We start from the raw sequence: 26,836 nt of genomic DNA, 5'->3' as shown, positions 1-26,836 counted from the left end.
GCTGGAAGATCCAGCCCCGCCGGCGTTTGAGGCGCGGGGGTCCGGGGGCAGGGCCCCCGGCAGACGGCCCGCAGGCTGCTACAGGGCCACGCCGAGCAGCGCGTCCACGGTCCGCGACACCAGGCCAGGGGCCGACTCGTCGTCGCCCCCGTCGGCGAGCTGACGCTCGACCCAGCGGTCCACCGCGGCCAGCGCGGCAGGCGCGTCCAGGTCGTCCGCCAGGGCCTCGCGGACCTCCTCGACCAGCGCGTCGGCCGCCAGGCCGTCCGGCCGGGACACGGCCGCGCGCCAGCGCTCCAGGCGGGCCACCGCCTCGGCCAGGACCGAGTCGGTCCACTCCCAGTCGGCCCGGTAGTGGTGCGACAGCAGGGCCAGGCGGATCGCCACCGGGTCGACCCCGGCGCGGCGCAGCGCGGAGACGAAGACCAGGTTGCCCTTGGACTTCGACATCTTCTCGCCGTGCAGGGCGACCATGCCGGCGTGTACGTACGCCTTGGCCATCGGGAACTCGCCCGTCAGCACCTGCGCGTGCGAGGCGCCCATCTCGTGGTGCGGGAACGCCAGGTCGGAGCCGCCGCCCTGGATGTCGAAGCCCATGCCCAGGTGGTCCAGGGCGATGGCCACGCACTCGATGTGCCAGCCGGGCCGGCCGCGGCCCAGCGAGCCGCCGTCCCAGCTCGGCTCGCCCTCACGGGCGGCCATCCACAGCATCGGGTCCAGCGGGTTCTTCTTCCCCGGCCGGTCCGGGTCGCCGCCCCGCTCCGCCGAGAGCAGCCGCATCGCCTCGGCGTCGAGGTTCGAGACCTCCCCGAAGTGCGGGTCGGACTCGACCGAGAAGTAGATGTCGCCGTCCAGCTCGTACGCCGCGCCCGCGTCCCGCAGCCGCTCGACCAGCGGCACGATGCCGGGTATGGCCTCGACGGCTCCGATGTAGTGCTGCGGCGGCAGCATCCGCAGGGCGGTCATGTCCTCGCGGAAGAGGGCCGTCTCGCGTTCGGCGAGCTCGGTCCAGTCGTGGCCGTCGCGCAGCGCCCGCTCCAGGAGCGGGTCGTCCACGTCCGTGACGTTCTGGACGTAGTGGACCTGCCGCTTGGTGTCGAGCCACACGCGCTGCACGAGGTCGAACGCGTTGTAGGTCGCCGCGTGACCGATGTGGGTCGCGTCGTACGGGGTGATGCCGCAGACGTAGATACGGGCGACGGGACCGGGGGCGAGGGTGATCGTCCCCTGGGTCGCGGAGTCGTGGATCTTGAGGTCGCGGCCCTTGCCAGGAAGGGCGGGGACCTCAGAAGCGGGCCAGGCATGCATGTGTCGAGCCTAACCGGACGGATGTTCCGGAAACGAACCGGACCTGCACTGTTGTCTTGATCGGCACTCTTGCGCTCTGGCCGGAACTGTGCGTGTCCGATGTGGCCTGTTCAGACCGGCGGCCAGGGGATCGACGGCCACTGCCCGGAGGGCTGGGGGTGCGTCCCGGTGCGCAGCAGGTGCGCCACCCGGTCCCGTACGGCGGCCAGCTCGACCTCCGTGATCAGTTCGGCCAGTCGGGTGGCGAGCGGCCCTCCCTCGGCCAGCCCAACGGCGAGGGAGGTCAGTACCCGGCGGGCCTCGTCGGTGAGCGGCTCCCCCGCCCAGCCCCACAGGAGGGTGCGCAGCTTGTCCTCGGCGTGGAAGCTCACGCCGTGGTCGATGCCGTAGAGCCGGCCGTCGGGGGCGGGCAGCAGGTGGCCGCCCTTGCGGTCGCCGTTGTTGATCACGGCGTCGAGGACGGACATCCGGCGCAGCCGCGGGTCGTCGGCGTGCACGAGCAGGGCGGTGCGGCCCTCTCCGACCTCGGCGAAGGCCACGGGCTTCCAGCCCTCCCCGGCCTCGTCGCCCTCGACGAGCGCGAGCAGCGCGGCGCCGGGCGCCTCGCCCTCGGGGGTCTCGATCCAGCGCTGGACCATGCCTTCGCCGTAGGGCCCGTCGCGCAGCACGGTGGTGGGCACCAGGCCCCATCCGGTGGCCTCGGAGACCAGGTAGGCGGCGACCTCGCGCTGGGCGAGGTTCCCGTCGGGGAAGTCCCACAGCGGGCGCTCGCCCTTGACCGGCTTGTACACGCAGTCGGCGCTCACGCCCTGGTACGTGACCGTGCACAGCAGGACGGCGTTGGACGCCTCGCGGATCCGGCCGACGACGGTGAGCTCACCCTTGGCGAGCAGTTCCTCAAGATCCCCCGTGGCGGTCACACCTGGCGCCGGTAGCCGTTCTGACGCGGGCATACGTGACCCTCCGGATCCAGCGGCAGACTGCACAGCGGGCACGGCGGGCGGCCCGCGTTGACCACGTCCAGGGCCCGCTTGGCGAAGGCCCGGGCCTGGGCGCCGGTGAGGCGGACCCGCAGCATCGGCGGCCCGTTCTCCTCGTCCTGGAGCAGCCGCTCCTCGGCCTCGGCGAGGTCCTCGTCCGAGTCGGCTTCGAGTTCCACCAGGGCCTGCGCCTCGACGATCATGCGCTGCTCCTCGCCGTCCCAGGCCAGGGCCATGGTGCCGACGCGGAACTCCTCCTCGACGGGGACGTCCAGCGGCGCGGTGTCGGCGGCCTCGGCGGGGGCCATGGCCGGCACGGGGGCGTTGCCCCCGGTGCGCCGCACGACCTCGTCCAGCAGCTCGTCCATCCGTTCGGCCAGCGCCGCGACCTGGGTCTTCTCCAGGGAGACGCTGGTGACCCGGGGGCCGGAGGAGGCCTGCAGGAAGAACGTACGGCGTCCCGGCAGACCGACCGTGCCGGCCACGAAGCGGTCCGGCGGGTCGTAGAGGAACACCTGACGGGGCACGTCCAGTCTCCAAGTCTCGGCGGCAGGGGCAGGGCTGCCCGCGCATGACTGCGCGCGTTGGTAGGGCCAGTCCACCCTACTGCGCCGTTCGATCACGCCGCGCCCGCGCCGCCCCCCACTACGGCGTTGCCGCCGTCTTCTGCCGCTTTGTCGCTCGGCGCGCGCGGCACCAGCGAGCCGAAGTCCCCGGTGTCGCCGAGCCGGAACACGAAGGGCCTGGTCGGCGTGTACCGGACGGCGGTCACCGAACACGGGTCGACGTGGATCCGCTGGAAGAGGTCCAGGTGCATCCCCAGGGCGTCCGCGACAAGGGACTTGATGATGTCCCCGTGCGAGCACATCAGGAAGACGGCGTCGCCGCCGTGTGCCTCCTCCACCCGCGCGTTCCAGTCCCGGACGGCCTCCACGGCGCGCGCCTGCATGGCGCGCATGGACTCCCCGCCGGGGAAGGCTGCGGCCGAGGGGTGCTGCTGGACGATCTTCATCAGGGGTTCGTCGGACAGCTCGGAGAGCTTGCGGCCCGACCAGTCCCCGTAGTGGCACTCGCCGATCCGCTCGTCGGTGTGCAGTTCCAGTTCCGGGCGGGCGGCCAGCAGGGGGGCGAGGGTCTCCCGGCAGCGCTGCAGCGGGCTGGTGACGGCGGCTGCGATGGGCACCCCCGCGAGGCGCCCGGGCAGCGCGGCCGCCTGCTCGGCGCCGCGTTCGTCGAGGGCGACTCCCGGAGTCCATCCGGCGAGCAGCCCGGCGGTGTTGGCGGTGGACCGCCCGTGTCGTACGAGGATCAGCGTGGCCATGGCTTCAGCGTAGGACCTGTCCGGCCGGTCGCGCCGGAAAAGGGAGCGGGGGCCGGTGCGGGCGTGCGTGCCGGCCCCCGCGAGGCCGGCGGGACCGGCCGAGGTCCTGGGCGTCGGCCGTCGCGTGTGGGCGGGCCGCGGGCAGGGGAGAATGCGCCGCGTGATTGTGGACTGCGCGATTTACCGGGACGGCCGCCGCACCGAGGGACCCGAGGACTTCTCCGACGCCCTCGACCAGGCGCGGGCGAGCGGTGACGCCTTCCTCTGGGTCGGCATGTACGAGCCGACGGAGAAGGAGTTCGACTACGTCCGTGAGGAGTTCGGGCTGCACGCGCTGGCGGTGGAGGACGCGCTGACCGCGCACCAGCGCCCGAAGCTGGAGGTGTACGACGACTCCCTGTTCGTGGTCCTCAAGCCCGTCCTGTACGACGACGACACCGACACGGTGACCACGGGCGAGCTGATGGTGTTCATCGGCGACTCGTTCGTGGTCACGGTCCGGCACGGCGAGGGGGCCCCGCTGGCCGCCGTACGCCGCCGGCTGGAGCACGAGCCGGACGTCCTGCGGCACGGCCCGACGGCGGTGCTGTACGCGGTGTCCGACGCCGTGGTGGACCACTACATCGAGGTGGCCTCCGAACTCCAGGCGGACCTGGAGGAGCTGGAGGCGGAGGTCTTCGCCCCGAGCGGCTCGGACACCAAGAACACCGCCGCGCGGATCTACGGGTTCAAGCGGCAGGTCCTGGAGTTCCGCCGGGCGACCAGCCCCCTGCTCCAGCCGATGGACCGCCTCGCCTTCGGGAGCGTGCCCTTCGTCCACCAGCACTCCCAGCCGTTCTTCCGGGACGTTGCCGACCACCTGGCGAAGGCGAACGAGTACGTCGAGGGCCTGGACCGGCTGCTGTCGGACGCCCTGGCCGCGCACCTCGCGCAGATGGGCGTCCGGCAGAACGACGACATGCGCAAGATCTCCGCCTGGGCGGCGATGGCGGCGGTCCCCACGATGCTCGCCGGGATCTACGGGATGAACTTCGACCACATGCCGGAGCTCAGGCAGACCTGGGGCTACCCGGCCCTGCTGGTGCTCATGGCGGGCGTGTGCCTGGGCCTGCACCGGCTGTTCAAGCGCCGGGGCTGGCTGTAGACGAGCGAGTCCGGAGCAGCGCCTGCGGGGCCATTGCGCGGCCGGGGACCGTCGCGGGCCCTACGCGAACTCGGGGGCGGTGACCGGTGCGCCGCCGAGCGCGTCGCGCCGCTCCGGCATGCGCAGGCTCACCATCCGGTGCCAGCCGCTGAAGCGCTCGTAGGCGTACATCCCGCGGATGCCCGCGGCGAGCGCGGCCGCCTTGGGCGCGGGCCAGTGCAGCAGCCGCCCCATGTGGCCCATGACGGCGAGGCTCACGTCGCGGTATACGCCGATCTCCGTCAGCGCGCTCTCGCGCAGCACCCGGTGGATGGTGCGGCCGTGGCCCGCGCGGGCCAGGCGCAGCAGTTCCTCGTGGCAGTAGGCGAGGTGGTTGTCCTCGTCGTGGCTGATCAGGCGGATGGCCTTGCCGACCTCCGGGTGGTCCCCGAAGTTCCTGACCAGCATGTCCATCTGGTCGGCGGCTCGCTGCTCGGTGACGCGGCTGTGGGCGAGGTAGACGACGATGTCCTCCTCGGTCAGCGGCTCCTCGCGGCGCAGCTTGTCGTGCGCCAGCCCGATTCCGCCGCGCTCCAGCAGCATCGTGTAGTCGGTCTCGGGCGGTACGGGGACGGGCTGCAGTCCGCGCTTGCGGAGCAGGGCGTTGAAGATCCGCCCGTGCTTGTCCTCGTCCGCACCGTGCCGGGTGATCTTCGGGGCGAGACCGCGCATGGCGTGGGGCACCAGGGCCGCGATGCGGGCGTTCTCCCAGCCGCCCTGGGACTCCCCGCTGGCGGCGATGGAGCAGAACAGCTGGAAGGAGTCGTCGTTGTCGACGATCTCCTGGAACAGGCTGCGGGCAGAGAGCATGCCTCGAGTCAAACGCCGGTGGCGGGGGCGGGCAACCGATAGGTCGCACTACTCGTCCGAATGAACGAACCGGGGGGATGGCCCCGTATGCGTAACCCGGCGGGCGTTCCCGGCGTTGTTGGCTGTGTCGGCCGTGGCGGGGAAGACCCCCCGAGCCCCCACCACGGCCGCAGAACCCTTTTCCCGACGCCGGATCCCTCCGGCGGGGTCGCCCCCTACGCCAGTCCGGCGAGCTCCATCGCCTCGGTACCGGCGCGCAGCGCGGCGACCCGCTCGTCCAGGGTGAACCCGGCCGGGGCCAGCGTGAGCGTGGTGACCCCGGCGTCCGCGTAGGCCCGCATGCCGTCCGCGATCCGCTCCACGGAACCGAGCAGCGTGGTCGAGTCGATCAGCGAGTGCGGTACGGCCGCGGCGGCGCCGGTCTTGTCGCCCGCCAGGTACTTGTCCTGGATCTCGGCGGCTTCCTTCTCGTAACCCATGCGCTGGGCCAGCTGGTTGTAGAAGTTCTGCTTCCGGCTGCCCATGCCGCCGACGTACAGGGCGGTGTAGGGCCGGAACACGTCGGCGAGTGCGTTCACGTCGTCGCCGAGGGCCAGCGGCACGGTCGGGCAGACGTCGAAGCCCTCCATGGTCAGTCCGGCCTTCTCGCGGCCCGCCCGGATGTGGGTGAGCGCGGTGGCCTCCAGGTGCTCGGCGGCCGGGAAGATCAGCAGGGCTCCGTCGGCGATCTCGCCGGTCTGCTCCAGGTTCTTCGGCCCGATGGCGGCGATGTAGAGCGGGATGTGCTCGCGCTCGGGGTGCACGGTCAGCTTGAGCGGCTTGCCCGGGCCGTCCGGCAGCGGCAGGGTCCAGTGCTCGCCCTCGTACGAGAGGCGCTCGCGGCTCATGGCCTTGCGGACGATCTCCACGTACTCGCGGGTCCGGGCCAGCGGCTTGTCGAACTTGACGCCGTACCAGCCCTCGGAGACCTGGGGGCCCGAGACGCCGAGGCCGAGCCGGAACCGGCCCTTGGTGAGCGAGTCCAGGGTGGCCGCGGTCATGGCGGTCATCGCGGGCTGGCGGGCCGGGATCTGGAGGATCGCCGAGCCGACGTCGATGCGCTCGGTCTGGGCCGCGACCCAGGCCAGGACGGTCGGGGCGTCGGAACCGTAGGCCTCGGCCGCCCAGCACACGTCGTAGCCGAGGCGGTCGGCCTCCTGTGCGACGGCGAGGTTGTCGGCGTCCATGCCCGCACCCCAGTACCCGAGATTGATGCCGAGCCGCATGTGTCGTCCCCTTACCGGTTTACCGATCAGTAACGTTGGTCTGCGGGGGACTGTAGCGCGCCCGGGTCCTCCGCGTCAGTGCCCCAGTAGTCTCAGCGCTCATGGAGCAGAGGCATCTCGGCCGCACCGGACTGCGCGTCTCCCGGATCGGCCTCGGCACCCTGACCTGGGGCCGTGACACCGGCGAGGAAGCCGCCGCCGAACAGGTGAAGACCTTCTGGGAGGCGGGCGGCACGCTCGTCGACACGGCCGACGCGTACGGCGGCGGGGAGGCGGAGTACCTCCTCGGGCAATTGGTCGGCGGGCTGGTCCCGCGCCGGGACCTGGTGATCGCGACCAAGGCGGGCAGCGTCCGCGACCCGGACCGCCGGTTCGACGGCTCGCGCGGGCACCTGCTGGCCGCCCTGGACGCCTCCCTGGACCGGCTGGGCACCGACTACGTGGACCTCTGGCAGGTGCACGCCTTCGACCCGTCGACCCCGCTGGAGGAGACCCTCCAGGCGGTGGACCTCGCGGTGAGCACCGGCCGGGCCCGGTACGCCGGGGTCGCGGGCTACTGCGGCTGGCAGCTGGCCAAGGCGGCGACCTGGCAGCTGGCGGCCCCCGGGGTACGGACCCGCCTGGCGTCGACCCAGATGGAGTACTCCCTCCTCCAGCGGGGCGTGGAACGGGAGGTGCTGCCCGCCGCGCTCGACCTCGGGATCGGTCTGCTGCCCTCCTCTCCGCTGGGCCGCGGGGTGCTGACGGGCAAGTACCGCGACGGCGTGCCGGCGGACTCCCGGGGCGCCTCGGAGACCCTGGCCGCCTTCGTGGAGCCGTACCTGGACGAGGCGGCGGGCCGGATCGTGGACGCGGTGGCGACCGCGGCCCAAGGACTGGCCGTGACCCCCCTCCAGGTGGCCCTGGCGTGGATCCGGGACCGGCCGGGGGTGGTCGCGCCGATCGTCGGCGCGCGGACGTCCGCGCAGCTCGCGGAGGCACTGTCGGTGGAGGCCCTTAGTCTTCCGGAGGAGATCTGCCGGGCGCTGGACGATGTTTCGGCGCCCGTGCACCGCTATCCCGATCAGGACTGGAGCACGCTGTGAGTACGGACCGTCAGGCCGAGCCCGCTGCCGCGGAGACCGGCGAAGCCGGAGCCGAGGCCGAGGGGCCCGAGCCGGCCGCTGCCCAGGAGCCCGACGGAGCCGAGGCCGAGGGGCCCGAGCCGGCCGCTGCCGCGGAGACCGGCGAAGCCGGGGACGTTGCTGCCGCGGAGGCCGGCGAAGCCGGGGACGGGGCGGCGGAGCCCGAGCCGGCCGCTGCCCAGAAGCCCGGCGGAGCCCAGGGCGAGGCGGCGGAGCCCGAGTCGGCCGCTGCCGCGGAGGACGGCGGGGCCCAGGGCGAGGCGGCGGAGCCCGAGTCGGCCGCTGCCGCGGAGGACGGCGGGGCGCCCGCCTCCGAGGCCGAGGCCGCCGACCCGGCGAAGCCCGCGCTCAGCGAGGCGGCGGCCGAACTCGCCGCGCAGCGGATCGAGCGGGAGCGGATCGCCCGGCGCAAGGCCGAGCGGGAGGCGCCCGTCGAGGCCGGGGCGAAGCTCAGCGGCAAGGCCGCCGACCTGCTGGCCGCCGTACGGGCCGTGGAGAGCGGTGCGAAGCCCCCCGCGGGCTACTTCGACGAGGCCCCCGCGCCGCGCCGGCCCGCCGCCCCGGCTCCGCAGCCGCGCACCCCGGCCGCCCCGGTCGCGCCTGCGGCGGTCTCGCCCGGCGCGGTCGAGGAGGTACGGGCCGTCCTGACCCGCGGCGGCGCCCCCGAGGCACTCGCCGCCGAGGCCGCCGCCGCCCTGGGCGAGGGCGCCGCCGAGGCCCTCGCCGAGAACCCCTGGCGGCTGCTCTCCGTAGCCGCGGTGCGCCCGACCCAGGCGGACGGCTTCGCGCGGGCCCTGCTGGGCCCCGAGGCCGGCCCCGGCGACGAGCGGCGCACCGGAGCCCTGGTGGGCTGGCTGCTGGCGCAGGCCGCGCTCAAGGGGCACACCGCCCTGGAGGCGCCGGTCCTGCGGTCGGCGCTGGCCCAGTACTCCGTACCGGATCCGGCCGAGGCGCTGGAAACGGCCATCGCGGAGGGCGCGGTGCTGGTGTTCCAGGAGCCGCTGGGTCCGCCGGGCGCCCAGCGGCCCGAGGGCGACGCGGGCGAGGAGGGCGAGGAGGAGCCCGTACGCATCCTGGTGGGCCTGGAGGGCGCCGCGATGGCCGAGGAGAGCCTGGCCGACGGCCTGGCCCGGCTGGCCAACACCTTCGACGCCCCCGCGGACTGGGAGAAGGCCGCCGGGGCCGCGCCGAACCCGTCCGCCGCCGAGCTGATCCGCACGGTCGCGGGCCACGGCCTGACCGCCCACACCGGCGGCGAGGCCGCCCGCGCCGAGGCGTTCGCCCTGGTCGAGGCCGCCGGGGAGCTCGGCCTGCGGACCTGCCTGGCGGCGCACGTCCCCGGCGGTCCGGACTCCGTGACGGTGGCGGGCCTGCTGTCCGGGGCCGAGGGGCCGGGCCGGGACGCGGACGGGCAGTTCGCGCTGGACCTGCTCGTGGTGCTGGACGCGCCGCAGCTGGACGTGGAGACCGCCGCCGCCCTGGTGGAGTCGGTCCCGGACGGGGCCCGGCTGGTGCTCTCCGGGGATCCGGGCGTCCTCGGATCCGCCGGGGCCGGGCGGGTGTTCGCCGATGTGCTGGCGGCCCGCGCCTGCCCCCAGGTGGTCTCCCGTACCCCTGATCCGGGCCCGGTCGGCGAGCTGGTCTCGGGGGTCGGCATCGGGGAGCTGAACCAGGTCGACGCCCCCGGCAAGGAGGTCGTCATCGTCCCCGTACGGGACGCGGCGGAGGCCGTGCACCGCACCGTGCAGCTGGTGGCCGAGTCGGTGCCGCGGGCCTTCGGGATCCCGGCGGACGGCGTGCAGGTCATCACCCCGGGCCACGGCGGCTCGGCGGGCACCCGGGCGCTGAACGCCGCCCTCAAGGAGCGCTTGAACCCCGGTCCGGGCCGGTTCGGCGGCTTCGATCCCGGCGACCGGGTCGTCCACGTGCCCTCCCCCGGGCGGGCCGAGCCGGCCCGGGTGGTGTCTGCCGACGCACAAGGGCTGCACCTGGAACGTGCGGGCGGCCGGATCGTCGTACCCAAGGAGCAGGTGGAGTCGCGGGTCCGGCACGGCTGGGCGGTCACGGCCCACCAGGCCGTGGGCGCGCGCTGGCCCGCGGTGGTCGTCGTCCTGCCGGGTGACGCGGCCCAGGCCCTGTCGCGGGAGTGGGTGTACACGGCGTTCGGGCGGGCGCAGCGGCACCTGTCCGTGGTGCACGGCGTCGACCAGGCCCTGCCGCGCGCGGTGGCGGAGGTCCTGCCGAAGCCCCGTACGACGCGGCTGACGGGCCTGCTGAAGGCTCTGGTGGCCTCGGCCTCGGAGCAGCCGGAGTGACGGCCGCGGCCCCCGCCCGGAGGGGCGGGGGCCGCGGTGTCCGGCTCGCGGGTCAGGCCGGGGCCAGCCCCGGCTGCGCGGCCTCGTCCTCGTCCTCGCCTTGTTCGCCTTCCTCTTCCTCGCCTTCCTCTTCCTCCGCCTCTTCGTCGAACTCGTCGCTCTCCTCGTCGAAGACGGAGCTGACGTCGAAGCGGTGGAGCACGTCTTCCGGGTCGGTGTGCGCGAAGGGCGAGTTGAGCCACTCCCCCGGTTCCGCCACCTCCTCCGAGGCCGCGATCCAGAGCGTGGAATCGCCCTCCTCCAGGCCGAACTCCTTGTAGCGGGAAGCGATCTCGTCGGGCTCGTACTCCCCGAAGAGCACGCCCAGCGCGCCGGCGGTGCCACCGTCCTGGACGAGTTCGGCGTCCCGGTCGTGCGCGGCTACGCGCTCGGCCTGGGCGATCAGCCGCGGCGGTTCGACCACGGCGTAGTCGCGGCGGATGAGCACGCTGAACGCGGTGGGATCGGCGGGCCCGGTGTACGGGACACCGTCCTCGGGCGTGGGGATCTCGAAGGGGGTGACCTCGTCGTACCGGTCGTAGAGGAGTTCGTCGTACTCCTCGGCCGCCGCGGCGAGTTCGTTGAACGCTGCGTAGACCTCCGGGTCCTCGTCCCCGGTCCTGCTCTCGACCGCGGCGAGGTGACGGTCGAGCGCGGCCTTGACCGCCTCGGCGGCGGCGCGTACCTCGGCAACAGTGGGCAGAGCGGCATCAGACATAGAGCAGACGCTATCCGTAGCAGGGCTCTGCTTGCACAATAGATGCGATGCCGGAATACGAATTTGTCGACGTGTACGTGCCCCGCGGCGTTCCTCGCAAGGAGGCGACCCGCCTGCTGACCGATCATGCCGAGTACGGGAACTGGGAGCTCGACCGCCTGACCCTGCACCGGGACGGCAGCCGCCGCGTGCGCCTGCGCCGCCGGATCATCCGCCAGGTCCGCGCGACGTGGTGACGCGGGCCCCTGGGGCGGGACCCGCGTCGTGAGAGCCGTCCGTCAGGCTGCGGCGCGGGCCCGCCGGTAGAGCACGGCGCCGGCCAGCAGCAGGCCGCCGGCGAGCGGGAGGCCTGCCGTGAGGACGTCACCGGAGCCGGTGGCGGCCAGTCCGGGTACGCCGCCGGTACCCGGGCCGGGGTGGGTCACGGGAGTGACGGAACCCTGGCCGGGGAGGGTGGGCGTGCCCGGCGTACCGGTACCGGTGCCGGTGCCGGGGCTGCCCGGGGTGCCGGGGTTGCCGCCGCCCGGCGTGCCCGGGTTCTCCGCACCCGGCGTACCGGGGGTCGCGGGGGTGCCGGGGTTGCTTCCGCCCGGAGGCGTGCCCGGGGTCCCGGGAGTGGTCGGGTTCTCCGTGCCCGGGGTGCCGGGGTTGCCGGGTGTGGTCGGGTTCTCGGTGCCCGGGTTGCCGGGGTTCCCGGGGTTGCCCGGGTGGTCGTCGCACGGCTCGTCCCCGCCGCCGCCCGGGTGCCCCGGGTGCCCGGGGTGGCCCGGATGCCCCGGGTGCCCGGGGTGGCCCGGGTGCCCGGGGTGCCGCGGCTCGCTCGGCTTGCTGGGCTTGCTGGGCTTGCCCGGCTTGTGCGAGATGTTGGAGCAGTGGTTCCCGAAGGCCGGGTTGAGGCCTCCCACCACCGTGACGGTGTTCCCGCAGGCGTTCACCGGAGCGTCCACGGGTGCCTGCAGCGCGTTCCCGGACAGCAGGCCCGGTGAGTTGGCCGCATGCCCCGAAGCGTCGGCGTCCGCGTGGGCGTAGCCCCCGCCCAGTGCGAGGACACCCCCCGCGGCAGCCATGGTGATCAGGGTCTTCCTGGTGACCTGTGCCGGTCGTCGCATCTGTACTCGTCCCCTGGTGTGTACGTGTTTCGGCCGTCGCCAGGCGGCCTGGCCTCCAGGCTCCCCCGCCTGGTACGCCGAAAAGTGAGAGCCGGGCCGGAAAGCCCGACGGCCCCGGAGCGCTGGAATGCGCTCCGGGGCCAGAACTTCAGACGCGTCAGGCGTTGATGCAGGTGTTGCCGAAGGCCGGGTTCAGCAGGCCGATCACGTTCACGGTGTTGCCGCAGACGTTCACCGGCACGTGGACGGGGACCTGGAGCACGTTGCCCGACAGGACACCGGGCGAACCGACGGCCGCACCCTGCGCACCCGCGTCGGCGTGGGCGAGGCCCGCACCCGCGAGAACCAGGCCACCCGTGGCAGCCGCAGCGGCTACAACCTTCTTGATCATTGTTCCTCCTAGTAGGCAAATGCGGTCCCAGCCGCGGACCGCACCACCTGTAACGAGGAGGCATCACCGGGGCTACGAGCGTATGAGTGCATTCACTCTTCTCAGTGGAATGCGCACACCGATCCGAATCTCAGGCGTTGTCAATGAATCGGTCGAGCACCCGTACACCGAACTTGAGCCCGTCCACCGGCACCCGCTCGTCCACCCCGTGGAACATCCCGGCGAAGTCGAGCTCCGGCGGGAGCTGGAGCGGCGCGAAACCGAAGCAGCGGATGCCGAGGTCGTCGAAGGACTTGGCGTCCGTACCGCCCGAGAGCATGTACGGGACGGCCCGCGCGATCGGGTCCTCCGCCTTCAGGGCGCTCTGCATGGCGTCGACGATCTTCCCGTCGAAGTCCGTCTCCAGGGCCTTGTCCCCGTGCACGTCCTCGCGCTTCACGCGCGGGCCGAGGATCCGGTCGAGGTCGGCGAAGAACTCGTCCTCGTAGCCCGGCAGGAAGCGGCCGTCCACGTGCGCGGTGGCCTGCCCGGGGATGACGTTGACCTTGTAGCCGGCGCCCAGCATGGTCGGCGCCGCCGAGTTGCGCAGGGTCGCGCCGACCATCTTGGCGATGCCGCCGAGCTTGGCCAGCGTCGCGTCCATGTTGTCCGGGTCCAGCGGGGTCCCGAGCGCGTCCGAGAGCTCGTCCAGGAAGGACCGTACGGTCTTGGTCACGCGCACCGGCCACTGGTGGCGGCCCAGGCGCCCCACGGCCTCGCACAGCTCCGTGATGGCGTTGTCGTTGTTGGTCATGGAGCCGTGGCCCGCGGTGCCCTCCACCGTGAGCCGCATCCAGTGCATCCCCTTCTGGGCGGTCTCCACGAGGTAGAGCCGCAGGTTCTCGTTGACCGTGAAGGAGAAGCCGCCGACCTCGCCGATCGCCTCGGTCACGCCCTCGAACAGCCCGGGGTGCTTGTCCACCAGGTGCCGCGCCCCGTAGAGGCCGCCGGCCTCCTCGTCGGCGAGGAAGGCCAGCACGATGTCACGCGGGGGCTTGCGGCCGCTGCGCATCCGGTCGCGTACGACGGCCAGCGTCATCGCGTCCATGTCCTTCATGTCGACGGCGCCCCGGCCCCACACGCAGCCGTCGGCGATCTCGCCCGCGAAGGGGTCGTACGTCCAGTCGGCCGCGTTGGCCGGAACCACGTCGGTGTGCCCGTGGATCAGCAGCGCCGGACGCGACGGATCCTCCCCCTCGATCCGCGCGACGGTCGAGGCCCGCCCCTTGTGCGACTCGAAGATCTGCGGCTCCAGCCCGACCTCGGCGAGCTTCTCGGCGACCCACTCCGCGGCCTTGCGCTCGCCAGGGCCCGAGTGGTCCCCGTAGTTGCTGGTGTCGATCCGGATGAGGTCCCGGCAGAGGTCGACGACCTCGTCCTCGCCGGAGACGGTCCTGCCCGCGCTCGACTCGCTCACGCTGCTTCCTCCCACTGATCAGTACCGAACTGCTCCCATCCTCCCGCTCCGGGCCGCTCTCCCCAAGGGCGATCCCCGGCCGTCGGGGGGTGTGATCGAGGACCCCGGAATGTTTGGTAATGTTTTCCACGTCGGAACGGCCCGCGAGGGACGCGAGACAGACACCTTGTCCGGGTGGCGGAATGGCAGACGCGCTAGCTTGAGGTGCTAGTGCCCTTTATCGGGCGTGGGGGTTCAAGTCCCCCCTCGGACACCAGCTGAGACCCCACTTCACGTGGGGTCTTTTGCATTTGACCGGGCAGACTGCCGGGCATGAACGAGATCGTTCCGCCCGTCGGTACCGGCCGCAACAAGATCCCCTGGCTCACCCCGGGCGTCAAAGGCATCGGCTCCGCCAGCTTCCTCGCCGATGTCGGCCACGAGATCCCCACCGCCCTGCTGCCGTCCCTGCTGACCTCGCTCGGGGCCCCCGCGGCGGCCCTGGGCGCGATCGAGGGAGTGTCCGATGCCCTGGCCGGGGCGGCCAGGTTCGGCGGCGGCGTGCTGGCGGACGACCCCTCCCGGCGCCGCAAGGTCGCCGTCGGCGGGTACGCGGCCACCGCCGTGCTCGGCGCCGCAACCGCCGGGGCGACCACGGTCTGGCAGGTGGGCCTGCTGCGGGCCGCGGCCTGGACCGCCCGGGGCCTGCGCGTCCCCGCCCGCAACGCCCTCCTGGCCGACATGGTCCCCGCCGGGGCCTACGGCCGCGCCTACGGGTTCGAGCGGATGATGGACAACCTGGGCGCGATCTTCGGCCCTCTGCTGGCCCTGGGCCTGGTCGCCTGGCTCGGAGTCTCCTGGGCCATCGGCCTCTCCGTCGTCCCCGGCCTGCTGGCCGCGGCCGCGATCGTCTACGCGATCCGCCGCACTCCTCGTCCCACGAGCCGGGCCAAGGTGCCCCTCAAGATCCGGATCAAGCCGGTCCTCCGGGGCGACCTCGGCAGGCTGATGGCGGCGGTGGCGGCCTTCGAGGTCGGCAATGTCGCCGCCACTCTGCTGATCCTGCGGGCGTCCGACCTGCTGACACCGGAGCACGGCGCGAAGACCGCGACCGTCGTCGCGCTCGGCCTCTACACCGCGTACAACGTCGCCGCCACGGTCGCCTCCGTGCCCGCCGGCCGGCTCGCCGACCGGCTCGGACGCCGCGGCCCGGTCCTCGTCCTCGCCGGCGGGGTCGCCGGCTTCGCCCTCTCCTACGGCCTGTTCATGGTCGACACCACCGCCGTCGCGTTGCTGGCCGTGCCGTTCGTTCTGGCCGGGATCGGCATCGGCGCGGTCGAGACCGCCCAGCACTCCGCGGTCGCGGCTCTCGCACCCGAAGACCTGCGCGGCTCCGCATTCGGCATGCTCGCCACCGTCCAGTCCTTCGGCAACCTCGCCGCCTCCACCGTCGCGGGCGTCCTGTGGACCGCGTTCTCGTCCACCGCCGCCTTCGGCTACCTGACGGGCTGGATGCTCCTCGCGCTGGCCGGGCTGGTCGTCACCTCCCGCAGCCTTCGGCGCTGAGCGGCGCCCGACGAGCGCCGGAGCCCGCGGGTGGTCGGTCCGCGGGCTCCGGCGCTCGGGCCGGATGGGGTCGGCCGGTCAGCCGATGCCGAAGTGCACGTACTGGGGCTCGACGTTCTTTCGGCCGGTGCCGCCCTGGAGGGTGTAACCAGAGGCCACCCATTCCGCCGAATTCGGGCTGTGCCGACGGCAGCTGAGGTAGTCGCCCCACTTCGGCTCGACCGGTCCGTTGGTGCTGGTCCGGGTGATGGCCAGCCGCCAGTCGCCGCCGTCGCGGAAGCCGACCACGTGCGAGGGATGCCTTGGCCCGCCGCCCATGAACATCGACAGGCCCACGACCCCTGCCGCGTTCGGACAGGCCGAGGGATAGGCGTAGGCCGAGTCCGCGTTCCAGATGTCGGGTTCCTCCACCAGCGCCTGGGTGGTGACATCGACGACCGCGCCCTTCACGTAGGTCATCGGCCGGCCGGACCTGGGCGCGGCGCACCACAGGAAGCCCGCCCTGGTACCGGTCACCCAGGCGCCCGTGATGCGCGAGTCGAGCCTGTCGAGCCACTCCGCCCCGTCGGGACCCGGGGCGCTGTACGGGCCGGGGCTCCACGGGCTCACCTGGACGTCGAACGTGCCCACCGTGGGGGAGGCGTCCGGCCAGCCGTGGACCCGCAGGGTCGTCCCTCCCTTGTGGCTGGCGAAGAACATGCTGTCCGTGGCCCCCTGGGTGAGTCGCAGGGAACCGTTCTTGGTCGTCGTGAACCACTGGTACGTCAGGTCGGCTCCCGCGCTCAGCGTGTCGAGGGGCACCTTGAAGGCGACCGCGCGCTCCCAGTCGTCGGCCGCGTCGAACACGTTGAAGGTGACGTACAGGTGGTTCGTGCTGACTGCCGCGTCGGGATAGTCGAACCACAGGTTCGTCCAAGAGGTGTTGAGGTCCGTTGGGCTGATGTCCCACCAGTGCCACGCGCTCGGGTTCGCCCCGGGAGCGATGGCGATGCGGAAGACGTTGTTGCCACCGGGGACCGCGGCGTACTGGAGGATCCAGATCCAGATGTCCCGGCCGGGCTCGTAGGCGACGATCTGGTCGCAGCAGAAGCCGTCGGCGGCCGGCGGCAGCAGTGTGAACGGATCGATCGTGGTCCAGCTCTTGCCGTTGGTGGTACTGCTGGCGGCGAACCAGTTGCCGGTGACGAAGATATTGCTGTTGGACGTCGCGACGGTGGTCTCGTTGATGGTGCTGGTCCGGGTGCCGGTGGCCGAGTCCGCGAGACCGACGCTCTTGATGACGTTGACGTTCGCCATGACCTTGCGCTCCTTGGAGAGCTGCGGTGGTGCGCCCCGCGCTAGCGCGGGGGCCTCGGTGACGGCTCGTCGGGGACGGTTTCGGGCACGTTGTCCGGAGTGGGGCCCATCGCCTTGCGACGGCCGCTGGTCAGCTTCTTCTCACGTGCGTCGAGCTGCTTGTCCGTCGGCCTCCTGGCCGCCTTCTTGCTCTTGCGGTCCGACTCCTCCATCGCCCTCGGTTCTCCCGGGCCAGGGAGCGACTGGGCCGTTCCGGCATGAGCCAGGGCGGCGTCCTCCGCCCTGTACTGGGGGCGGTTGCCACGGATCTCGTTCGACATGTGTCATCCCCTCAATCTCGGTTGTGAACAATTGAAATCACAGACCGGTCAGCAGGCGGCCGGTGTAGCCCACCATGACGGTCCAGAACAGGCCCGTGTATCCGCGCTCGCCGATTCTGGTGTTGAAGCGCCGGCCGAGGAACGTCGCGCCGAACATCAGGGGCAGACACGCCAGGGCGACGAGGTAGTCACCGCCCTGGAGCAGCGCGGCGTCCGTCCAGACGGCTGTTTTCGTGGCGTCCCCGACGAGCGAGGCCAGGGAGAGCGCGCCGACGAGGTGGAGGCGGTCCAGGGCGAGTCCGCGGACCGCGAGCCCCTTGAGCGGTCCGGACGTACCGCTGAATCCGGACGTCGCTCCCGCCGCGAACGCCAGCACCGGGGAGCTCGTCCTCCGCCAGCGGGTGAGACCGAGCGATTCGATCAGGAACGCGGCGGCGAAACTGATGATGACCGCAACGGTCACGGCGCGATCGGGCGCCGAAACCAGCAACTTGGCCCCCAGGAACGTTCCCAGGCCGACCATGACGATGACGACGAGGGCCTTCCGGTACGGGAGCGTCGCCCGGTAGGCGCAGACCTTGACCAGGTTGTTGGCGGCCAGGAGCAGCGCGGCCAGCGCGACCCCGGACTTGGTGCCGAGTACGAGCGCCAGCGTGGGAACGAGGATCAGGCTGCCGCCGAACCCCGCCGACGCCGAGAGGGTGAACGCGGCAGCCACTGCCAAGAACACGACGGGAAGCAGATACGGCTCCATCAGTGATCCTCGGTCGGTCGGACCGCGAAGTCGGCAGCGATGGCCGCCTCTTCCACCATGAGGTGGCCCACCGGGATCCGCCACCCGGCTCGCCCGTGCGCACGGTGGGCCGCCGCACCGGAGGGCGGGGAAAGCAGAGAAGGACCCCGCCTCGGCGGGGTCCTTCTGCGCGGTCGGGGACGGTCAGTCGCGGGCGGCGGCGAGTTCGGCGACTCGGCCGCGGACCAGGAACCAGCCGCCTACCAGGGCGGCGGCGATGAGCGGGACGCACATGACCGTCGTGCGGCCGACTCCGCCGTCGCACCACATCAGCACCAGGACCGTGGCGAGGAAGACCAGCGTGACGATCTGGGTGTACGGGGCCCAGGGCAGGCGGTAGCCGGGGCGTTCGACCTTGCCCTCGCGTGCTCGGTACCAGAAGAAGAGCGAGCAGATCATGACCATCCCCCAGGTGCCGAGGATGCCCAGGGAGGCGAAGTTCAGGACGATCTCGAAGGCGTCCTTCGGCATGAAGTAGTTCAGGCCGACGCCCGCGACGCCGAAGGCGGCGGTGAAGAGGACGCCGCCGTACGGCACCTTGCCCTTGTTCATGACTCCGGTGAACTTCGGGGCGGAGCCGGACATGGCCATCGAGCGCAGGATCCGGCCGGTGGAGTAGAGGCCGGAGTTCAGGCTGGAGAGGGCGGCCGTCAGGACGACCAGGTTCATGACTCCGGCGGCGCCGGGGATGCCGAGCTTGTCGAAGACCGTGACGAAGGGGCTCTGGTCGGAGGAGTACGCCGTGTACGGGAGCAGCAGGGCGAGCAGGACGACGGAGCCGACGTAGAAGAGGCCCACGCGCCACATGATCGAGTTGATCGCCTTCGGCATGATCTTCTCGGGGTTCTCGGTCTCGCCGGCGGCGACGCCGCAGAGCTCGACGGAGGCGTACGCGAAGACCACGCCCTGGATCACCAGGAGCATCGGGAGCATGCCGGAGGGGAAGATGCCGCCGTTGTCCGTGATCGTGGACAGGCCCGGGGTGTGGCCGCCGATCTCGTGGCTGGTGGCGACGAGGTAGATGCCGACCAGCAGGAAGATCACCAGGGCGGCGACCTTGACCAGGGAGAACCAGAACTCCATCTCACCGAAGTACTTCACCGAGATCAGGTTCGCGGTGAGGACGACGGCCAGGGCGATGAAGGCGAGCACCCACTGGGGGACGTCCGTGAACATCGACCAGAAGTGCGCGTAGGTCGCGGCGGCGGTGATGTCGGCCACGGTGGTCGTGGACCAGTTCAGGAAGTACAGCCAGCCGGCCGTGTAGGCGCCCTTCTCGCCCATGAACTCGCGGGCGTAGGAGACGAAGGCTCCGGAGGAGGGGCGGTACAGGACGAGCTCGCCGAGGGCCCTGACGACGAAGAAGGCGAAGACACCGCACACCGCGTAGGCGATGGCGAGGGAGGGGCCGGCTCCGGCGAGGCGGCCTCCGGCGCCGAGGAAGAGGCCGGTGCCTATCGCCCCGCCGATCGCGATCATGTTGATGTGGCGGGACTTGAGGTCCTTGCTGTAGCCCTCGTCACCGGCGTCGACATGGCGGGAAGACGCCGGGGCGGGAGCCTCGGTCAAGGTGCGGTCACTCATGTATGACTTCGCCTTCGTGGGGGTCGGACAGGCAGGTCCGGACCGCGCCGCAGGGAAGCTGGGTGGTGTCCCCTGTGCCGCGGTCCGGTGATTTGTCGACCCAGGAGACCATGAGCCTCCGCTACCCGCCAAAATCAGCCCCCTGCGCGCCGAAGCCCCCGACGACCTTGGAAACGGGCGCCGGGGGCTTCGTAGGGGCTGGAAAGCGAGGTCAGTCGCGCGAAGTGGCCTCTGCGGCCTGGTCGAGGCGGAAGGCTTCGTTGCCCAGGCCGATGCGGGCGTGCACCTCCGGGCGGCGGCTGCGCAGCACCGCTCCGTAGAGCAGGCCGGTCACCGCGGCGGCCCCGATGATGCCGGGCAGGACCCAGCTGAGCGCGGAGCCCTCCTCGGCGCCGACCAGGACGCCGAAGTCCTTGACCGTGTAGACGGCGATGCCGAGCAGCGCGAGGCCTGCCGCGCCGGCGGCGACGAGCCGCCAGATCTGGGCGCCCGCGGTGCCGCGGCGGACGAAGAAGGCGATGACGGCGAAGGAGGCGGCGGCCATGAGAAGGGTCACGCCGAGGGCGCCGACGCTGCCCATCCAGGTGAACAGGTGCAGGACGGGGGCGGTGGGGTCGCCGGCGGGCATGTCGTCGGTGACGGCGAAGGCGATCACGACGAGGGTGGCGACGGCGGTCTGGAGGAGGGAGCCGGTGCCGGGGGCGCCGGTGCCGGCGTTGGTCCGGCCGAAGGCGGAGGGGAGCAGTCCCTCGCGGCCCATGGCGAAGGCGTAGCGGGCGACCACGTTGTGGAAGCTGAGCATGGCCGCGAACATGCCGGTCACGAAGAGGACGTGCAGGACGTCGGTGAAGGTGGCGCCGAGCCGGCTCTCGGTGAGCTGGAAGAGCAGGCCGGGGCCGGCCTCGGCGGAGGTCCTGACGACCTCGGCGGGGCCGGTGGCCACGGTGAGGGCCCAGGCGCTGAAGGCGAAGAAGAGGGCGACGAAGCCGACGGCGAGGAACATCACCCGGGAGACGACGATGTGCGGCTTGCTGGTCTCCTCGGCGTACACCGGGGACTGCTCGAAGCCGACGAAGGCGGCGATGCAGAAGCACAGGGCCGTGCCGAGGCCGGCTCCGCCGAGGGTCTCGGGGTTGAAGGCGTGCAGGGAGAGGCCTTCGGGGCCGGGCTCGGAGAGGGCGGCGACGTCGAAGACGACGACGAGGGCGCACTCGATGAGGAGGAGGACGCCGAGGACCTTGGCGTTGAGGTCGATCTTGAGCCAGCCGAGGGCGCCGGTGACGGCGACCGCGACCAGGGCCGGTATCCACCAGGCGAGTTCGATCTCCAGGTAGGTGGCGAAGAGGCCGGATATCTCGAAGCCGAGGATGCCGTAGACGCCCACCTGCATCGCGCTGTACGCGACCAGGGCGACGAGGGAGGCACCGGCGCCGGCGGTGGGGCCGAGGCCGCGGGCGATGTACGCGTAGAAGGCGCCGGCGTTGTGGACGTGGCGGCTCATCTCGGCGTAGCCGACGCTGAAGAGCGCGAGGACGAGGCCGAGGACGACGAACAGCAAGGGCTGGCCGACCACTCCCATCACACCGAAAGTCGTGGGCATGACACCCGCGACCACCATCAGGGGCGCGCTGGCGGCGAGTACGGAGAGCAGCAGGCCGGCCGTGCCGAGGCGGTCGGCCCGCAGGGCCCGGTCCTGGCCCTTGTACGTGCTGATCTCGGGTGCGGCGTGGAGCGTGGTGGATCTGCCCGTCGGCATGACGCCGTCCTTTCGGGGGTGGGGTTCTGCGGGTCTACGGGCCCTTCGGGGGAAGGGTGGGGGGAAGGGTCAAGCGGTGCCGAGAGCGGCGCTGCGCGCGGCGAGGAAGGCCTTGTGCGGGTCGAGGTCCGGGTAGGACCAGGGGGCGCGGGTGGCGTGGCTGCCGATGCGGTGGAAGAGGGCGGCGGCTTCGGCGGGGCGGCCCTCGCACAGCTTGGCGTGGGCGAGGAAGTTGAGGTCGACCCGGTTGCGGGGGTGGTCCTCGCGCTCCCACTCCAGCCACCAGTCGAAGGCGGAGCGCAGGACCTGGCGGGCGCGGCGGCCGGACCAGTGCTGGGCGGCGCTGCTGAAGGTGTGCCCGTGCGTGGCGGCGAGGACCCGGTAGCGCTCGGCGTGCGCGATGACGGGGAGCACGGCGAGCGGGGAGTCGGCCGGGGACTCCTCGGCGGCCCAGGCGGCGAAGTCGTAGACCTCGTGGAGAGGGTCGTGGCCCGCGGCGGGGGTGCGCTCGGCCAGTTTGGCGACCATCAGGTGGTGGGCGTGGTGGTGCTCGAGGTGGCGGGCCCGGACCTGGTCGAAGTGGCGGCTGAACTCCTCCTCGGTGCCGAAGGCCCGGGAGAGGAGCAGCAGGCCGAGCCAGGGGGTGGGGTCGGCGGGGAGGAGCAGGGCGGCCCGGCGGCAGGCTTCCTCGGCGGCCTCGGGCGAACCCTTGCGGCGCAGCGCGGTGAAGACGGCGGCGCAGGCGAGGAGGGTGGCGGCGTCGGCGCTCTCGGGTTCGGCGAGCAGCCATTCGCGGGCCCAGGCGGTGGCGGCCGGGGTCTCGGCGAGGACGACGACGCGGTGGCCGCGGCGGTCCCAGTCGTCGCCGGTGCCGACGAGGAGGGAGCGGGCCCTGGCCCAGCGGCCCTGGCTGAACTGGGCGCGTACGTCGACCAGTTCGGTATCGCACAGGGCCGGGTCGAAGAGCTGCGCGTCCCGCTTGCGGCTGCGGCCGAGGGGCGGCGGAGGCGGGGACATCCGCGGATTTCCCTCCAGGACGCGGGCGGACGGGGCGAACGATGGCCTGAAAACATGCATGGTGCACGTGCCTGCTGCGGTCGGTCGGGTCGTCGGGGGACCGTGCCGGTGAGCGAACCGGTGATCACGGACAGCAAAGCGGTACGCACAGCTCCGAGTCAAGGTCCAGTCCACTGCGTGGCGGGTTTCAACTGGGTGCCGGGGGGTCATAGTTGGGGCGGCAAGGCGGGGGCGGAGGGCCGGACCGAAAAGGCCGGGGAGGCCGCCGCCGGGTCGCGTAGGGTCGGATCATGGCCTCTATAGATGATCTTCCTCCCTACCAGTTCGCCTTCCCCGGGCCGCTGCGCGACCAGTTGGTGGCGGCCGTACTGAGCGGGGCGAAGTCCTCGACGACCGGGCTGCTGCCCGTGTACGAGGCCGATGGTGAGCCGCTTCCCGAGGTGGGGCAGCGGGCGGCGATGGTGGACTCGCAGGAGCGCCCGGTGGCCGTCCTGGAGATGACGGAGGTCCGGGTGGTGCGGCTGGCCGACGTGGACCTGCAGCACGCGCTGGACGAGGGCGAGGGGTTCGCGTCAGTGGCCGAATGGCGTGCCGGGCACGAGGAGTTCTGGCACAGCGCTCCGCTCCGGGAGATCCTCGGGGATCCGCACTACACGGTGGACGACGACACGCTGGTGGTGGCGGAGCGGTTCCGCGTCGTGGAGCGGCTGGCCTGAAATCCACTGGGGTGCCGGGGCCGGGCTGGGCTGGGCCAGGGGCCGGGCTCGTGCCGGGGCCGGGGGGCCGGACTGGTACCGGGGCCCGGCCCCGCGTCCCCGCCGTACGGCCGCCTCGCGCGGAGGCGGCCGGCCCGGCGGGGGGACGGTGTCAGCCGACCGCCCGGGCCGCGGCGCGGCCGGCCGTACGGCCCGAGAAGAGGCAGCCGCCGAGGAACGTGCCCTCCAGGGCACGGTAGCCGTGCACCCCGCCGCCGCCGAAGCCGGACGCCTCGCCCGCCGCGTAGACGCCCGGCAGGGGTTCGCCGTCCGCCGTCAGGACGCGCGAGGAGAGGTCGGTCTCCAGGCCCCCCAGGGACTTGCGGGTCAGGATCGAGAGCCGGACCGCGATCAGCGGCCCGGCCGCGGGGTCCAGGATCCGGTGCGGGGCGGCGGTGCGGATCAGCTTGTCGCCGAGGTACTTGCGGGCGCCGTGGATGGCCGTCACCTGGAGGTCCTTGGTGAACGGGTTGGCGATCTCCCGGTCCCGCGAGGTGATCACGCGGCGCAGCGCGGCCTCGTCGATCAGGTCCTCCTTGGTGACGGCGTTCATGCCGCGGACCAGCGCGGACAGGTCGCGCTCGACGACGAAGTCCGCGCCGTGGTCCATGAAGGCCTTGACCGGGGCCGGTACGGCCAGCCGCGCACGGTTGATGACGTCGCGGACCGACTTGCCGGTGAGGTCGGGGTTCTGCTCGGAGCCGGAGAGCGCGAACTCCTTGCCGATGATGCGCTGGTTGAGGACGAACCAGGTGTGGTCGTGGCCGGTCTTCATGATGTGGTCGAGGGTGCCGAGGGTGTCGAAGCCCGGGAAGAGCGGTACGGGCAGCCGCTTGCCCGTCGCGTCCAGCCAGAGCGAGGAGGGGCCGGGCAGGATGCGGATGCCGTGCCGGGCCCAGATCGGGTCCCAGTTCTGGATGCCCTCCGTGTAGTGCCACATCCGGTCCTTGTTGATGTGGCTGGCGCCCGCCGCCTCCGCGATGCCGAGCATCAGGCCGTCCACGTGCGCGGGGACCCCGGAGAGCATCCGCTCGGGCGGGGTGCCGAGCCGGGCGGGCCACTGCTCGCGCACGAGGTCGTGGTTGCCGCCGATGCCGCCGCTGGTCACGATCACGGCCTGGGCCCGGAGGGAGAACTCCCCGGTCGTCCCGCGGCTGCTCGCGGTGCCCCGTGCGGCGTCGGAGGGCTCCAGGACCTCGCCCGTCACGGTGTCCACGGCGCCCGCGGTGCGGGACAGGCCGGTGACCCGGTGGCGGAACCTCAGCTGGACCAGCCCGCGGGCCACCCCGGCGCGGACCCGCCGGACGAAGGGCTCCACCAGGCCGGGGCCGGTGCCCCAGGTGATGTGGAAGCGGGGGACGGAGTTCCCGTGGCCGTCGGCGTCGTAGCCGCCGCGCTCCGCCCAGCCGACCACCGGGAAGAAGCGGACGCCCTGGGCGTGCAGCCAGGGCCGTTTCTCGCCCGCCGCGAAGTCCACGTAGGCCTCGGCCCAGCGGCGTGGCCAGGCGTCCTCCTCGCGGTCGAAGCCGGCGGTGCCCATCCAGTCCTGGAGGGCGAGGTCGCGGCTGTCCTTGATGCGCATCCGGCGCTGCTCGGGCGAGTCCACGAAGAAGAGCCCGCCGAAGGACCAGTGCGCCTGGCCGCCGATGGACTGCTCGGGCTCCTGGTCGAGCAGGATGACCTTGCGGCCCGCGTCGACGAGCTCGGCGGTGGCCGCGAGACCCGCGAGCCCGGCCCCGATCACGATCACGTCTGCGTCGTACGTCATGCGCTACCCGTCCTCCGTCGGTGGTGGGGCAGATCCTTGGCTACGGAGCGGTAACCAGTCAACAGCGGTGGTTGGATGAACGGGTGAGTGCCGCTGATGAAGTACTGGACGTGGTGGACCGGGACGACCGGGTGACGGGGCGGGCGCGGCGCGGCGAGGTGTACGCCCGCGGGCTCCTCCACCGCTGTGTGTTCGTGCAGGCCAGGGACGCGGAGGGGCGGGTCTTCGTCCACCGGCGGACCGCGTCGAAGCTGGTGTTCCCCGCGCACTTCGACATGTTCGTGGGCGGGGTGCTCGGCGCCGGGGAGAGCTACGCGTCGGCGGCCCTGCGGGAGGCCGAGGAGGAGCTGGGGGTGTCCGGGCTTCCGCAGCCCGTGCCGCTGTTCAAGTTCCTGTACGAGGGTCCGGGCGGGGCCTGGTGGTCGTACGTGCACGAGGTCCGGTGCGAGCTGCCCGTGGATCCGCAGGCGTCCGAGGTGGACTGGCACGCGTGGCTCCCGGAGGCGGAGCTGGAGCGGCGGGTCGCGGACGGCTCGTGGGCGTGGGTGCCGGACGGGCTGGAGGCGTACCGGCGGCTGCGCGCGTACCGGGAGTCGCGCCAGTAGATTGGCCAGGTGATCGACTTCGTCAGAGATGTGCGCCTCTGGTTCGCGCCGGAGCGGGTGAAGGACGAGGGCGAGACCCCCGACTACCGGTTCTCGCTCGCCAACGAGCGGACCTTCCTGGCCTGGATCCGGACCGCGCTGGCCCTGGTGGGCGGCGGTTTCGCCGTGGACCAGTTCCTGCCGGACCTGCGCTGGGGGGTGCGGGTCGGGATGGCCTTCGCGCTGCTGGCGGTGGGCGGGGCCTGCGCCCTGCGGGCGGTGAACCACTGGGTGCGGTGCGAGCGGGCGATGCGGCGGGGCGAGGACCTGCCGCTGTCCCGGTTCCCGGTGGTGCTCAGCCTGGGGGTCGCCCTGGTCGCGGTGGCGATGGTCCTGGTGGTGCTGCTGGGCTGGACGACGGGGCGGTGAGCGCCTCCGGCGACGCCGAGGTGCGCGATGCCGGGCTCCAGCCCGAGCGGACCCGGCTCGCGTGGCGGCGTACGACGCTGGCCTGCTCGGTGGTGGCGGTGCTGGCCCTGCGGCAGGCCCTGCGCGGGTCCGGCAGCCCGGTGGAGGTGGCCGGGGCGGCGGTGACCACGCTGATCTGGCTGGTGTTCCTGGGGGTGGCGCACCGGCGCATCCGGGAGCTGGCGGCGCACCGGCCAGGGGGGCTCGCGCCGCGGGCGGCCCTCGCGGTGGTGGCCTGCACGGTGGCACTGGCGGTGCTCGCGGTGGCCGTGATCATCTGAGCGGATGGTCGGTTGATCCGGCGACGGCGGCAAGGTGGCAACGCGGCAAGCCTGCGTGCCAGAACCCGCCGGCCAGACGCGACTTTGACGACACGACCCAGGACACAACGGGCGATCCAGGACGATCCGCACTAGCCTCGGCCTCATGACGACCCAGCACCTGGAACACCCCACCCACGCCCACACCCACGGCCCCGACTGCGGGCACCAGGCGGTCTCCCACGGCGACCACGTCGACTACGCGCACGACGGCCACCTCCACCGGGAGCACTCCGGCCACTGGGACGAGTGCGAGAAGGCCGGCCACACCCCGCACGAGGCGCACACGCACGACCACGGCTCGGACTGCGGGCACGACGCGGTCCCGCACGGCGACCACCTGGACTACCTCCACGACGGCCACCGGCACGCCCAGCACGACGGCCACTACGACGACCACTGACCGGCCGCACCCCGGCGCCCGCGGCCACTGACCGGCCCCGGCCCGCGCCCACCGACCGGCCACGCCCCGGCCCGCGCCACCGACCGGCCACGCCCCGGCCCGCGCCCACCGACCGGCCATGCCCCGGCCCGCGCCCACCGACCGGCCATGCCCCGGCCCGCGGCCACCGACCGGCCATGCCCCGGCCCGCGGCCACCGACCGGCGGCT

The 26,836-nt window shown here is 72.7% G+C and carries 27 protein-coding genes and 1 tRNA gene; 11 read left to right on the top strand and 17 right to left on the bottom strand.

Annotated elements, in window-relative coordinates:
- Positions 1-78 precede the first annotated feature (78 nt).
- The 4 genes from mshC to AB0D94_RS14780 form a co-directional block, all read right to left on the bottom strand.
- Positions 79-1,308: a cysteine--1-D-myo-inosityl 2-amino-2-deoxy-alpha-D-glucopyranoside ligase gene (gene mshC, locus AB0D94_RS14795; RefSeq protein WP_362051110.1), complete on the bottom strand. Its 1,230-nt coding sequence runs from the start codon at positions 1,306-1,308 to the stop codon at positions 79-81.
- A gap of 110 nt (positions 1,309-1,418) precedes the next feature.
- Complete coding sequence (locus tag AB0D94_RS14790) at positions 1,419-2,261, bottom strand: SCO1664 family protein (protein WP_362051108.1); 843 nt, start codon at positions 2,259-2,261, stop codon at positions 1,419-1,421.
- Entirely contained in the window at positions 2,225-2,815 is a 591-nt protein-coding gene (locus AB0D94_RS14785) for a DUF3090 domain-containing protein (RefSeq protein WP_362051106.1), read from the bottom strand. The genes AB0D94_RS14790 and AB0D94_RS14785 overlap by 37 nt, the downstream gene beginning before the upstream one ends.
- Positions 2,816-2,907: 92 nt before the next feature.
- Positions 2,908-3,609: a histidine phosphatase family protein gene (locus AB0D94_RS14780; RefSeq protein WP_362051104.1), complete on the bottom strand. Its 702-nt coding sequence runs from the start codon at positions 3,607-3,609 to the stop codon at positions 2,908-2,910.
- A gap of 151 nt (positions 3,610-3,760) precedes the next feature.
- On the opposite strand from AB0D94_RS14780, the gene AB0D94_RS14775 reads away from it, so the two are divergent.
- Positions 3,761-4,753 (top strand): magnesium and cobalt transport protein CorA, encoded by a 993-nt coding sequence (locus AB0D94_RS14775; protein WP_362051102.1) that lies wholly within the window; start codon positions 3,761-3,763, stop codon positions 4,751-4,753.
- A 60-nt stretch (positions 4,754-4,813) separates the two neighbouring features.
- On the opposite strand, the gene AB0D94_RS14770 is transcribed toward AB0D94_RS14775, so the two are convergent.
- Together AB0D94_RS14770 and AB0D94_RS14765 are read right to left on the bottom strand one after the other, a co-directional pair.
- Positions 4,814-5,602: a ferritin-like domain-containing protein gene (locus tag AB0D94_RS14770; protein WP_362051100.1), complete on the bottom strand. Its 789-nt coding sequence runs from the start codon at positions 5,600-5,602 to the stop codon at positions 4,814-4,816.
- Positions 5,603-5,817: 215 nt separating this feature from the next.
- Entirely contained in the window at positions 5,818-6,867 is a 1,050-nt protein-coding gene (locus AB0D94_RS14765; RefSeq protein WP_362051098.1) for an LLM class F420-dependent oxidoreductase, read from the bottom strand.
- A gap of 101 nt (positions 6,868-6,968) precedes the next feature.
- On the opposite strand from AB0D94_RS14765, the gene AB0D94_RS14760 reads away from it, so the two are divergent.
- Positions 6,969-7,952, top strand: a complete 984-nt coding sequence (locus tag AB0D94_RS14760) for an aldo/keto reductase (RefSeq protein ID WP_362051096.1) — start codon at positions 6,969-6,971, stop codon at positions 7,950-7,952.
- On the top strand, positions 7,949-10,306 hold the full coding sequence (locus AB0D94_RS14755; RefSeq protein WP_362051094.1) for a helix-hairpin-helix domain-containing protein: 2,358 nt from the start codon (positions 7,949-7,951) through the stop codon (positions 10,304-10,306). The genes AB0D94_RS14760 and AB0D94_RS14755 overlap by 4 nt, the downstream gene beginning before the upstream one ends.
- Positions 10,307-10,358: 52 nt before the next feature.
- On the opposite strand, the gene AB0D94_RS14750 is transcribed toward AB0D94_RS14755, so the two are convergent.
- A complete protein-coding gene (locus AB0D94_RS14750; RefSeq protein WP_362051093.1) occupies positions 10,359-11,063 on the bottom strand; it encodes a hypothetical protein in 705 nt (234 codons plus the stop codon).
- 47 nt (positions 11,064-11,110) lie between these two features.
- Here AB0D94_RS14750 and AB0D94_RS14745 point away from each other — a divergent pair, with 47 nt between their 5' ends.
- Positions 11,111-11,299, top strand: coding sequence for a DUF5703 family protein (locus AB0D94_RS14745; RefSeq protein ID WP_031146791.1), 189 nt, complete (start codon positions 11,111-11,113; stop codon positions 11,297-11,299).
- Between the two features lie 42 nt (positions 11,300-11,341).
- Here the strand turns inward: AB0D94_RS14745 and AB0D94_RS14740 are convergent, their stop codons facing one another.
- The 3 genes from AB0D94_RS14740 to AB0D94_RS14730 all read right to left on the bottom strand — a co-directional run bounded on the left by AB0D94_RS14740 (position 11,342) and on the right by AB0D94_RS14730 (position 14,019).
- A complete protein-coding gene (locus tag AB0D94_RS14740; RefSeq protein ID WP_362051091.1) occupies positions 11,342-12,172 on the bottom strand; it encodes a chaplin in 831 nt (276 codons plus the stop codon).
- Between the two features lie 157 nt (positions 12,173-12,329).
- Entirely contained in the window at positions 12,330-12,563 is a 234-nt protein-coding gene (gene chpH, locus AB0D94_RS14735) for a chaplin ChpH (RefSeq protein ID WP_266937666.1), read from the bottom strand.
- Between the two features lie 130 nt (positions 12,564-12,693).
- Positions 12,694-14,019 (bottom strand): M20/M25/M40 family metallo-hydrolase, encoded by a 1,326-nt coding sequence (locus AB0D94_RS14730; protein WP_362051086.1) that lies wholly within the window; start codon positions 14,017-14,019, stop codon positions 12,694-12,696.
- Positions 14,020-14,187: 168 nt separating this feature from the next.
- Here AB0D94_RS14730 and AB0D94_RS14725 point away from each other — a divergent pair.
- Together AB0D94_RS14725 and AB0D94_RS14720 are read left to right on the top strand one after the other, a co-directional pair.
- A tRNA-Leu gene (locus AB0D94_RS14725) sits at positions 14,188-14,275 on the top strand.
- Between the two features lie 56 nt (positions 14,276-14,331).
- Entirely contained in the window at positions 14,332-15,564 is a 1,233-nt protein-coding gene (locus AB0D94_RS14720; protein ID WP_362051084.1) for an MFS transporter, read from the top strand.
- A gap of 78 nt (positions 15,565-15,642) precedes the next feature.
- On the opposite strand, the gene AB0D94_RS14715 is transcribed toward AB0D94_RS14720, so the two are convergent.
- The 6 genes from AB0D94_RS14715 to AB0D94_RS14690 form a co-directional block, all read right to left on the bottom strand.
- Positions 15,643-16,860 (bottom strand): hypothetical protein, encoded by a 1,218-nt coding sequence (locus AB0D94_RS14715; protein ID WP_362051082.1) that lies wholly within the window; start codon positions 16,858-16,860, stop codon positions 15,643-15,645.
- Positions 16,861-16,901: 41 nt separating this feature from the next.
- Entirely contained in the window at positions 16,902-17,180 is a 279-nt protein-coding gene (locus AB0D94_RS14710) for a hypothetical protein (RefSeq protein ID WP_362051080.1), read from the bottom strand.
- 37 nt (positions 17,181-17,217) lie between these two features.
- Complete coding sequence (locus tag AB0D94_RS14705; protein ID WP_362051078.1) at positions 17,218-17,934, bottom strand: TSUP family transporter; 717 nt, start codon at positions 17,932-17,934, stop codon at positions 17,218-17,220.
- Between the two features lie 183 nt (positions 17,935-18,117).
- Entirely contained in the window at positions 18,118-19,557 is a 1,440-nt protein-coding gene (locus AB0D94_RS14700) for an amino acid permease (RefSeq protein WP_362051076.1), read from the bottom strand.
- A 211-nt stretch (positions 19,558-19,768) separates the two neighbouring features.
- On the bottom strand, positions 19,769-21,313 hold the full coding sequence (locus AB0D94_RS14695) for an APC family permease (protein ID WP_362051074.1): 1,545 nt from the start codon (positions 21,311-21,313) through the stop codon (positions 19,769-19,771).
- Between the two features lie 69 nt (positions 21,314-21,382).
- Positions 21,383-22,330, bottom strand: coding sequence for a hypothetical protein (locus AB0D94_RS14690; RefSeq protein WP_362051072.1), 948 nt, complete (start codon positions 22,328-22,330; stop codon positions 21,383-21,385).
- 290 nt (positions 22,331-22,620) lie between these two features.
- Between AB0D94_RS14690 and AB0D94_RS14685 the strand changes: the two genes are divergently transcribed.
- On the top strand, positions 22,621-23,046 hold the full coding sequence (locus tag AB0D94_RS14685) for an ASCH domain-containing protein (protein ID WP_362051070.1): 426 nt from the start codon (positions 22,621-22,623) through the stop codon (positions 23,044-23,046).
- Between the two features lie 151 nt (positions 23,047-23,197).
- On the opposite strand, the gene AB0D94_RS14680 is transcribed toward AB0D94_RS14685, so the two are convergent.
- The gene (locus AB0D94_RS14680; RefSeq protein WP_362051068.1) at positions 23,198-24,853 is read right to left on the bottom strand and encodes an FAD-binding dehydrogenase; all 1,656 of its coding nucleotides are present in this window, start codon (positions 24,851-24,853) and stop codon (positions 23,198-23,200) included.
- An 83-nt stretch (positions 24,854-24,936) separates the two neighbouring features.
- On the opposite strand from AB0D94_RS14680, the gene AB0D94_RS14675 reads away from it, so the two are divergent.
- The 4 genes from AB0D94_RS14675 (at position 24,937) to AB0D94_RS14660 (ending at position 26,628) form a co-directional block, all read left to right on the top strand.
- Positions 24,937-25,458 (top strand): NUDIX domain-containing protein, encoded by a 522-nt coding sequence (locus AB0D94_RS14675; RefSeq protein WP_362051065.1) that lies wholly within the window; start codon positions 24,937-24,939, stop codon positions 25,456-25,458.
- Positions 25,459-25,467: 9 nt separating this feature from the next.
- Complete coding sequence (locus AB0D94_RS14670) at positions 25,468-25,866, top strand: DUF202 domain-containing protein (RefSeq protein WP_362051063.1); 399 nt, start codon at positions 25,468-25,470, stop codon at positions 25,864-25,866.
- Complete coding sequence (locus tag AB0D94_RS14665; protein WP_362051060.1) at positions 25,863-26,186, top strand: DUF202 domain-containing protein; 324 nt, start codon at positions 25,863-25,865, stop codon at positions 26,184-26,186. Before AB0D94_RS14670 ends, AB0D94_RS14665 begins: the two co-directional genes overlap by 4 nt.
- Before the next feature lie 145 nt (positions 26,187-26,331).
- On the top strand, positions 26,332-26,628 hold the full coding sequence (locus AB0D94_RS14660) for a hypothetical protein (RefSeq protein ID WP_362051058.1): 297 nt from the start codon (positions 26,332-26,334) through the stop codon (positions 26,626-26,628).
- The last annotated feature ends 208 nt before the right edge of the window (positions 26,629-26,836 follow it).

The sequence above is a fragment of the Streptomyces sp. NPDC048255 genome, assembly GCF_040652415.1.
In the GTDB taxonomy this organism is placed as follows: Bacteria; Actinomycetota; Actinomycetes; order Streptomycetales; family Streptomycetaceae; genus Streptomyces.
This window is presented reverse-complemented; position numbering and strand designations above follow the sequence as displayed.

Excerpts from the sequence above, each read along its gene's own strand:
- mshC (WP_362051110.1), bottom strand. The coding sequence starts at position 1,308 with ATGCATGCCTGGCCCGCTTCTGAGGTCCCCGCCCTTCCTGGCAAGGGC.
- AB0D94_RS14790 (WP_362051108.1), bottom strand. The coding sequence starts at position 2,261 with ATGCCCGCGTCAGAACGGCTACCGGCGCCAGGTGTGACCGCCACGGGG.
- AB0D94_RS14780 (WP_362051104.1), bottom strand. The coding sequence starts at position 3,609 with ATGGCCACGCTGATCCTCGTACGACACGGGCGGTCCACCGCCAACACC.
- AB0D94_RS14775 (WP_362051102.1), top strand. The coding sequence starts at position 3,761 with ATGCGCCGCGTGATTGTGGACTGCGCGATTTACCGGGACGGCCGCCGC.
- AB0D94_RS14770 (WP_362051100.1), bottom strand. The coding sequence starts at position 5,602 with ATGCTCTCTGCCCGCAGCCTGTTCCAGGAGATCGTCGACAACGACGAC.
- AB0D94_RS14765 (WP_362051098.1), bottom strand. The coding sequence starts at position 6,867 with ATGCGGCTCGGCATCAATCTCGGGTACTGGGGTGCGGGCATGGACGCC.
- AB0D94_RS14760 (WP_362051096.1), top strand. The coding sequence starts at position 6,969 with ATGGAGCAGAGGCATCTCGGCCGCACCGGACTGCGCGTCTCCCGGATC.
- AB0D94_RS14750 (WP_362051093.1), bottom strand. The coding sequence starts at position 11,063 with ATGTCTGATGCCGCTCTGCCCACTGTTGCCGAGGTACGCGCCGCCGCC.
- AB0D94_RS14745 (WP_031146791.1), top strand. The coding sequence starts at position 11,111 with ATGCCGGAATACGAATTTGTCGACGTGTACGTGCCCCGCGGCGTTCCT.
- AB0D94_RS14740 (WP_362051091.1), bottom strand. The coding sequence starts at position 12,172 with ATGCGACGACCGGCACAGGTCACCAGGAAGACCCTGATCACCATGGCT.
- chpH (WP_266937666.1), bottom strand. The coding sequence starts at position 12,563 with ATGATCAAGAAGGTTGTAGCCGCTGCGGCTGCCACGGGTGGCCTGGTT.
- AB0D94_RS14720 (WP_362051084.1), top strand. The coding sequence starts at position 14,332 with ATGAACGAGATCGTTCCGCCCGTCGGTACCGGCCGCAACAAGATCCCC.
- AB0D94_RS14715 (WP_362051082.1), bottom strand. The coding sequence starts at position 16,860 with ATGGCGAACGTCAACGTCATCAAGAGCGTCGGTCTCGCGGACTCGGCC.
- AB0D94_RS14710 (WP_362051080.1), bottom strand. The coding sequence starts at position 17,180 with ATGTCGAACGAGATCCGTGGCAACCGCCCCCAGTACAGGGCGGAGGAC.
- AB0D94_RS14705 (WP_362051078.1), bottom strand. The coding sequence starts at position 17,934 with ATGGAGCCGTATCTGCTTCCCGTCGTGTTCTTGGCAGTGGCTGCCGCG.
- AB0D94_RS14700 (WP_362051076.1), bottom strand. The coding sequence starts at position 19,557 with ATGAGTGACCGCACCTTGACCGAGGCTCCCGCCCCGGCGTCTTCCCGC.
- AB0D94_RS14695 (WP_362051074.1), bottom strand. The coding sequence starts at position 21,313 with ATGCCGACGGGCAGATCCACCACGCTCCACGCCGCACCCGAGATCAGC.
- AB0D94_RS14690 (WP_362051072.1), bottom strand. The coding sequence starts at position 22,330 with ATGTCCCCGCCTCCGCCGCCCCTCGGCCGCAGCCGCAAGCGGGACGCG.
- AB0D94_RS14685 (WP_362051070.1), top strand. The coding sequence starts at position 22,621 with ATGGCCTCTATAGATGATCTTCCTCCCTACCAGTTCGCCTTCCCCGGG.
- AB0D94_RS14680 (WP_362051068.1), bottom strand. The coding sequence starts at position 24,853 with ATGACGTACGACGCAGACGTGATCGTGATCGGGGCCGGGCTCGCGGGT.
- AB0D94_RS14660 (WP_362051058.1), top strand. The coding sequence starts at position 26,332 with ATGACGACCCAGCACCTGGAACACCCCACCCACGCCCACACCCACGGC.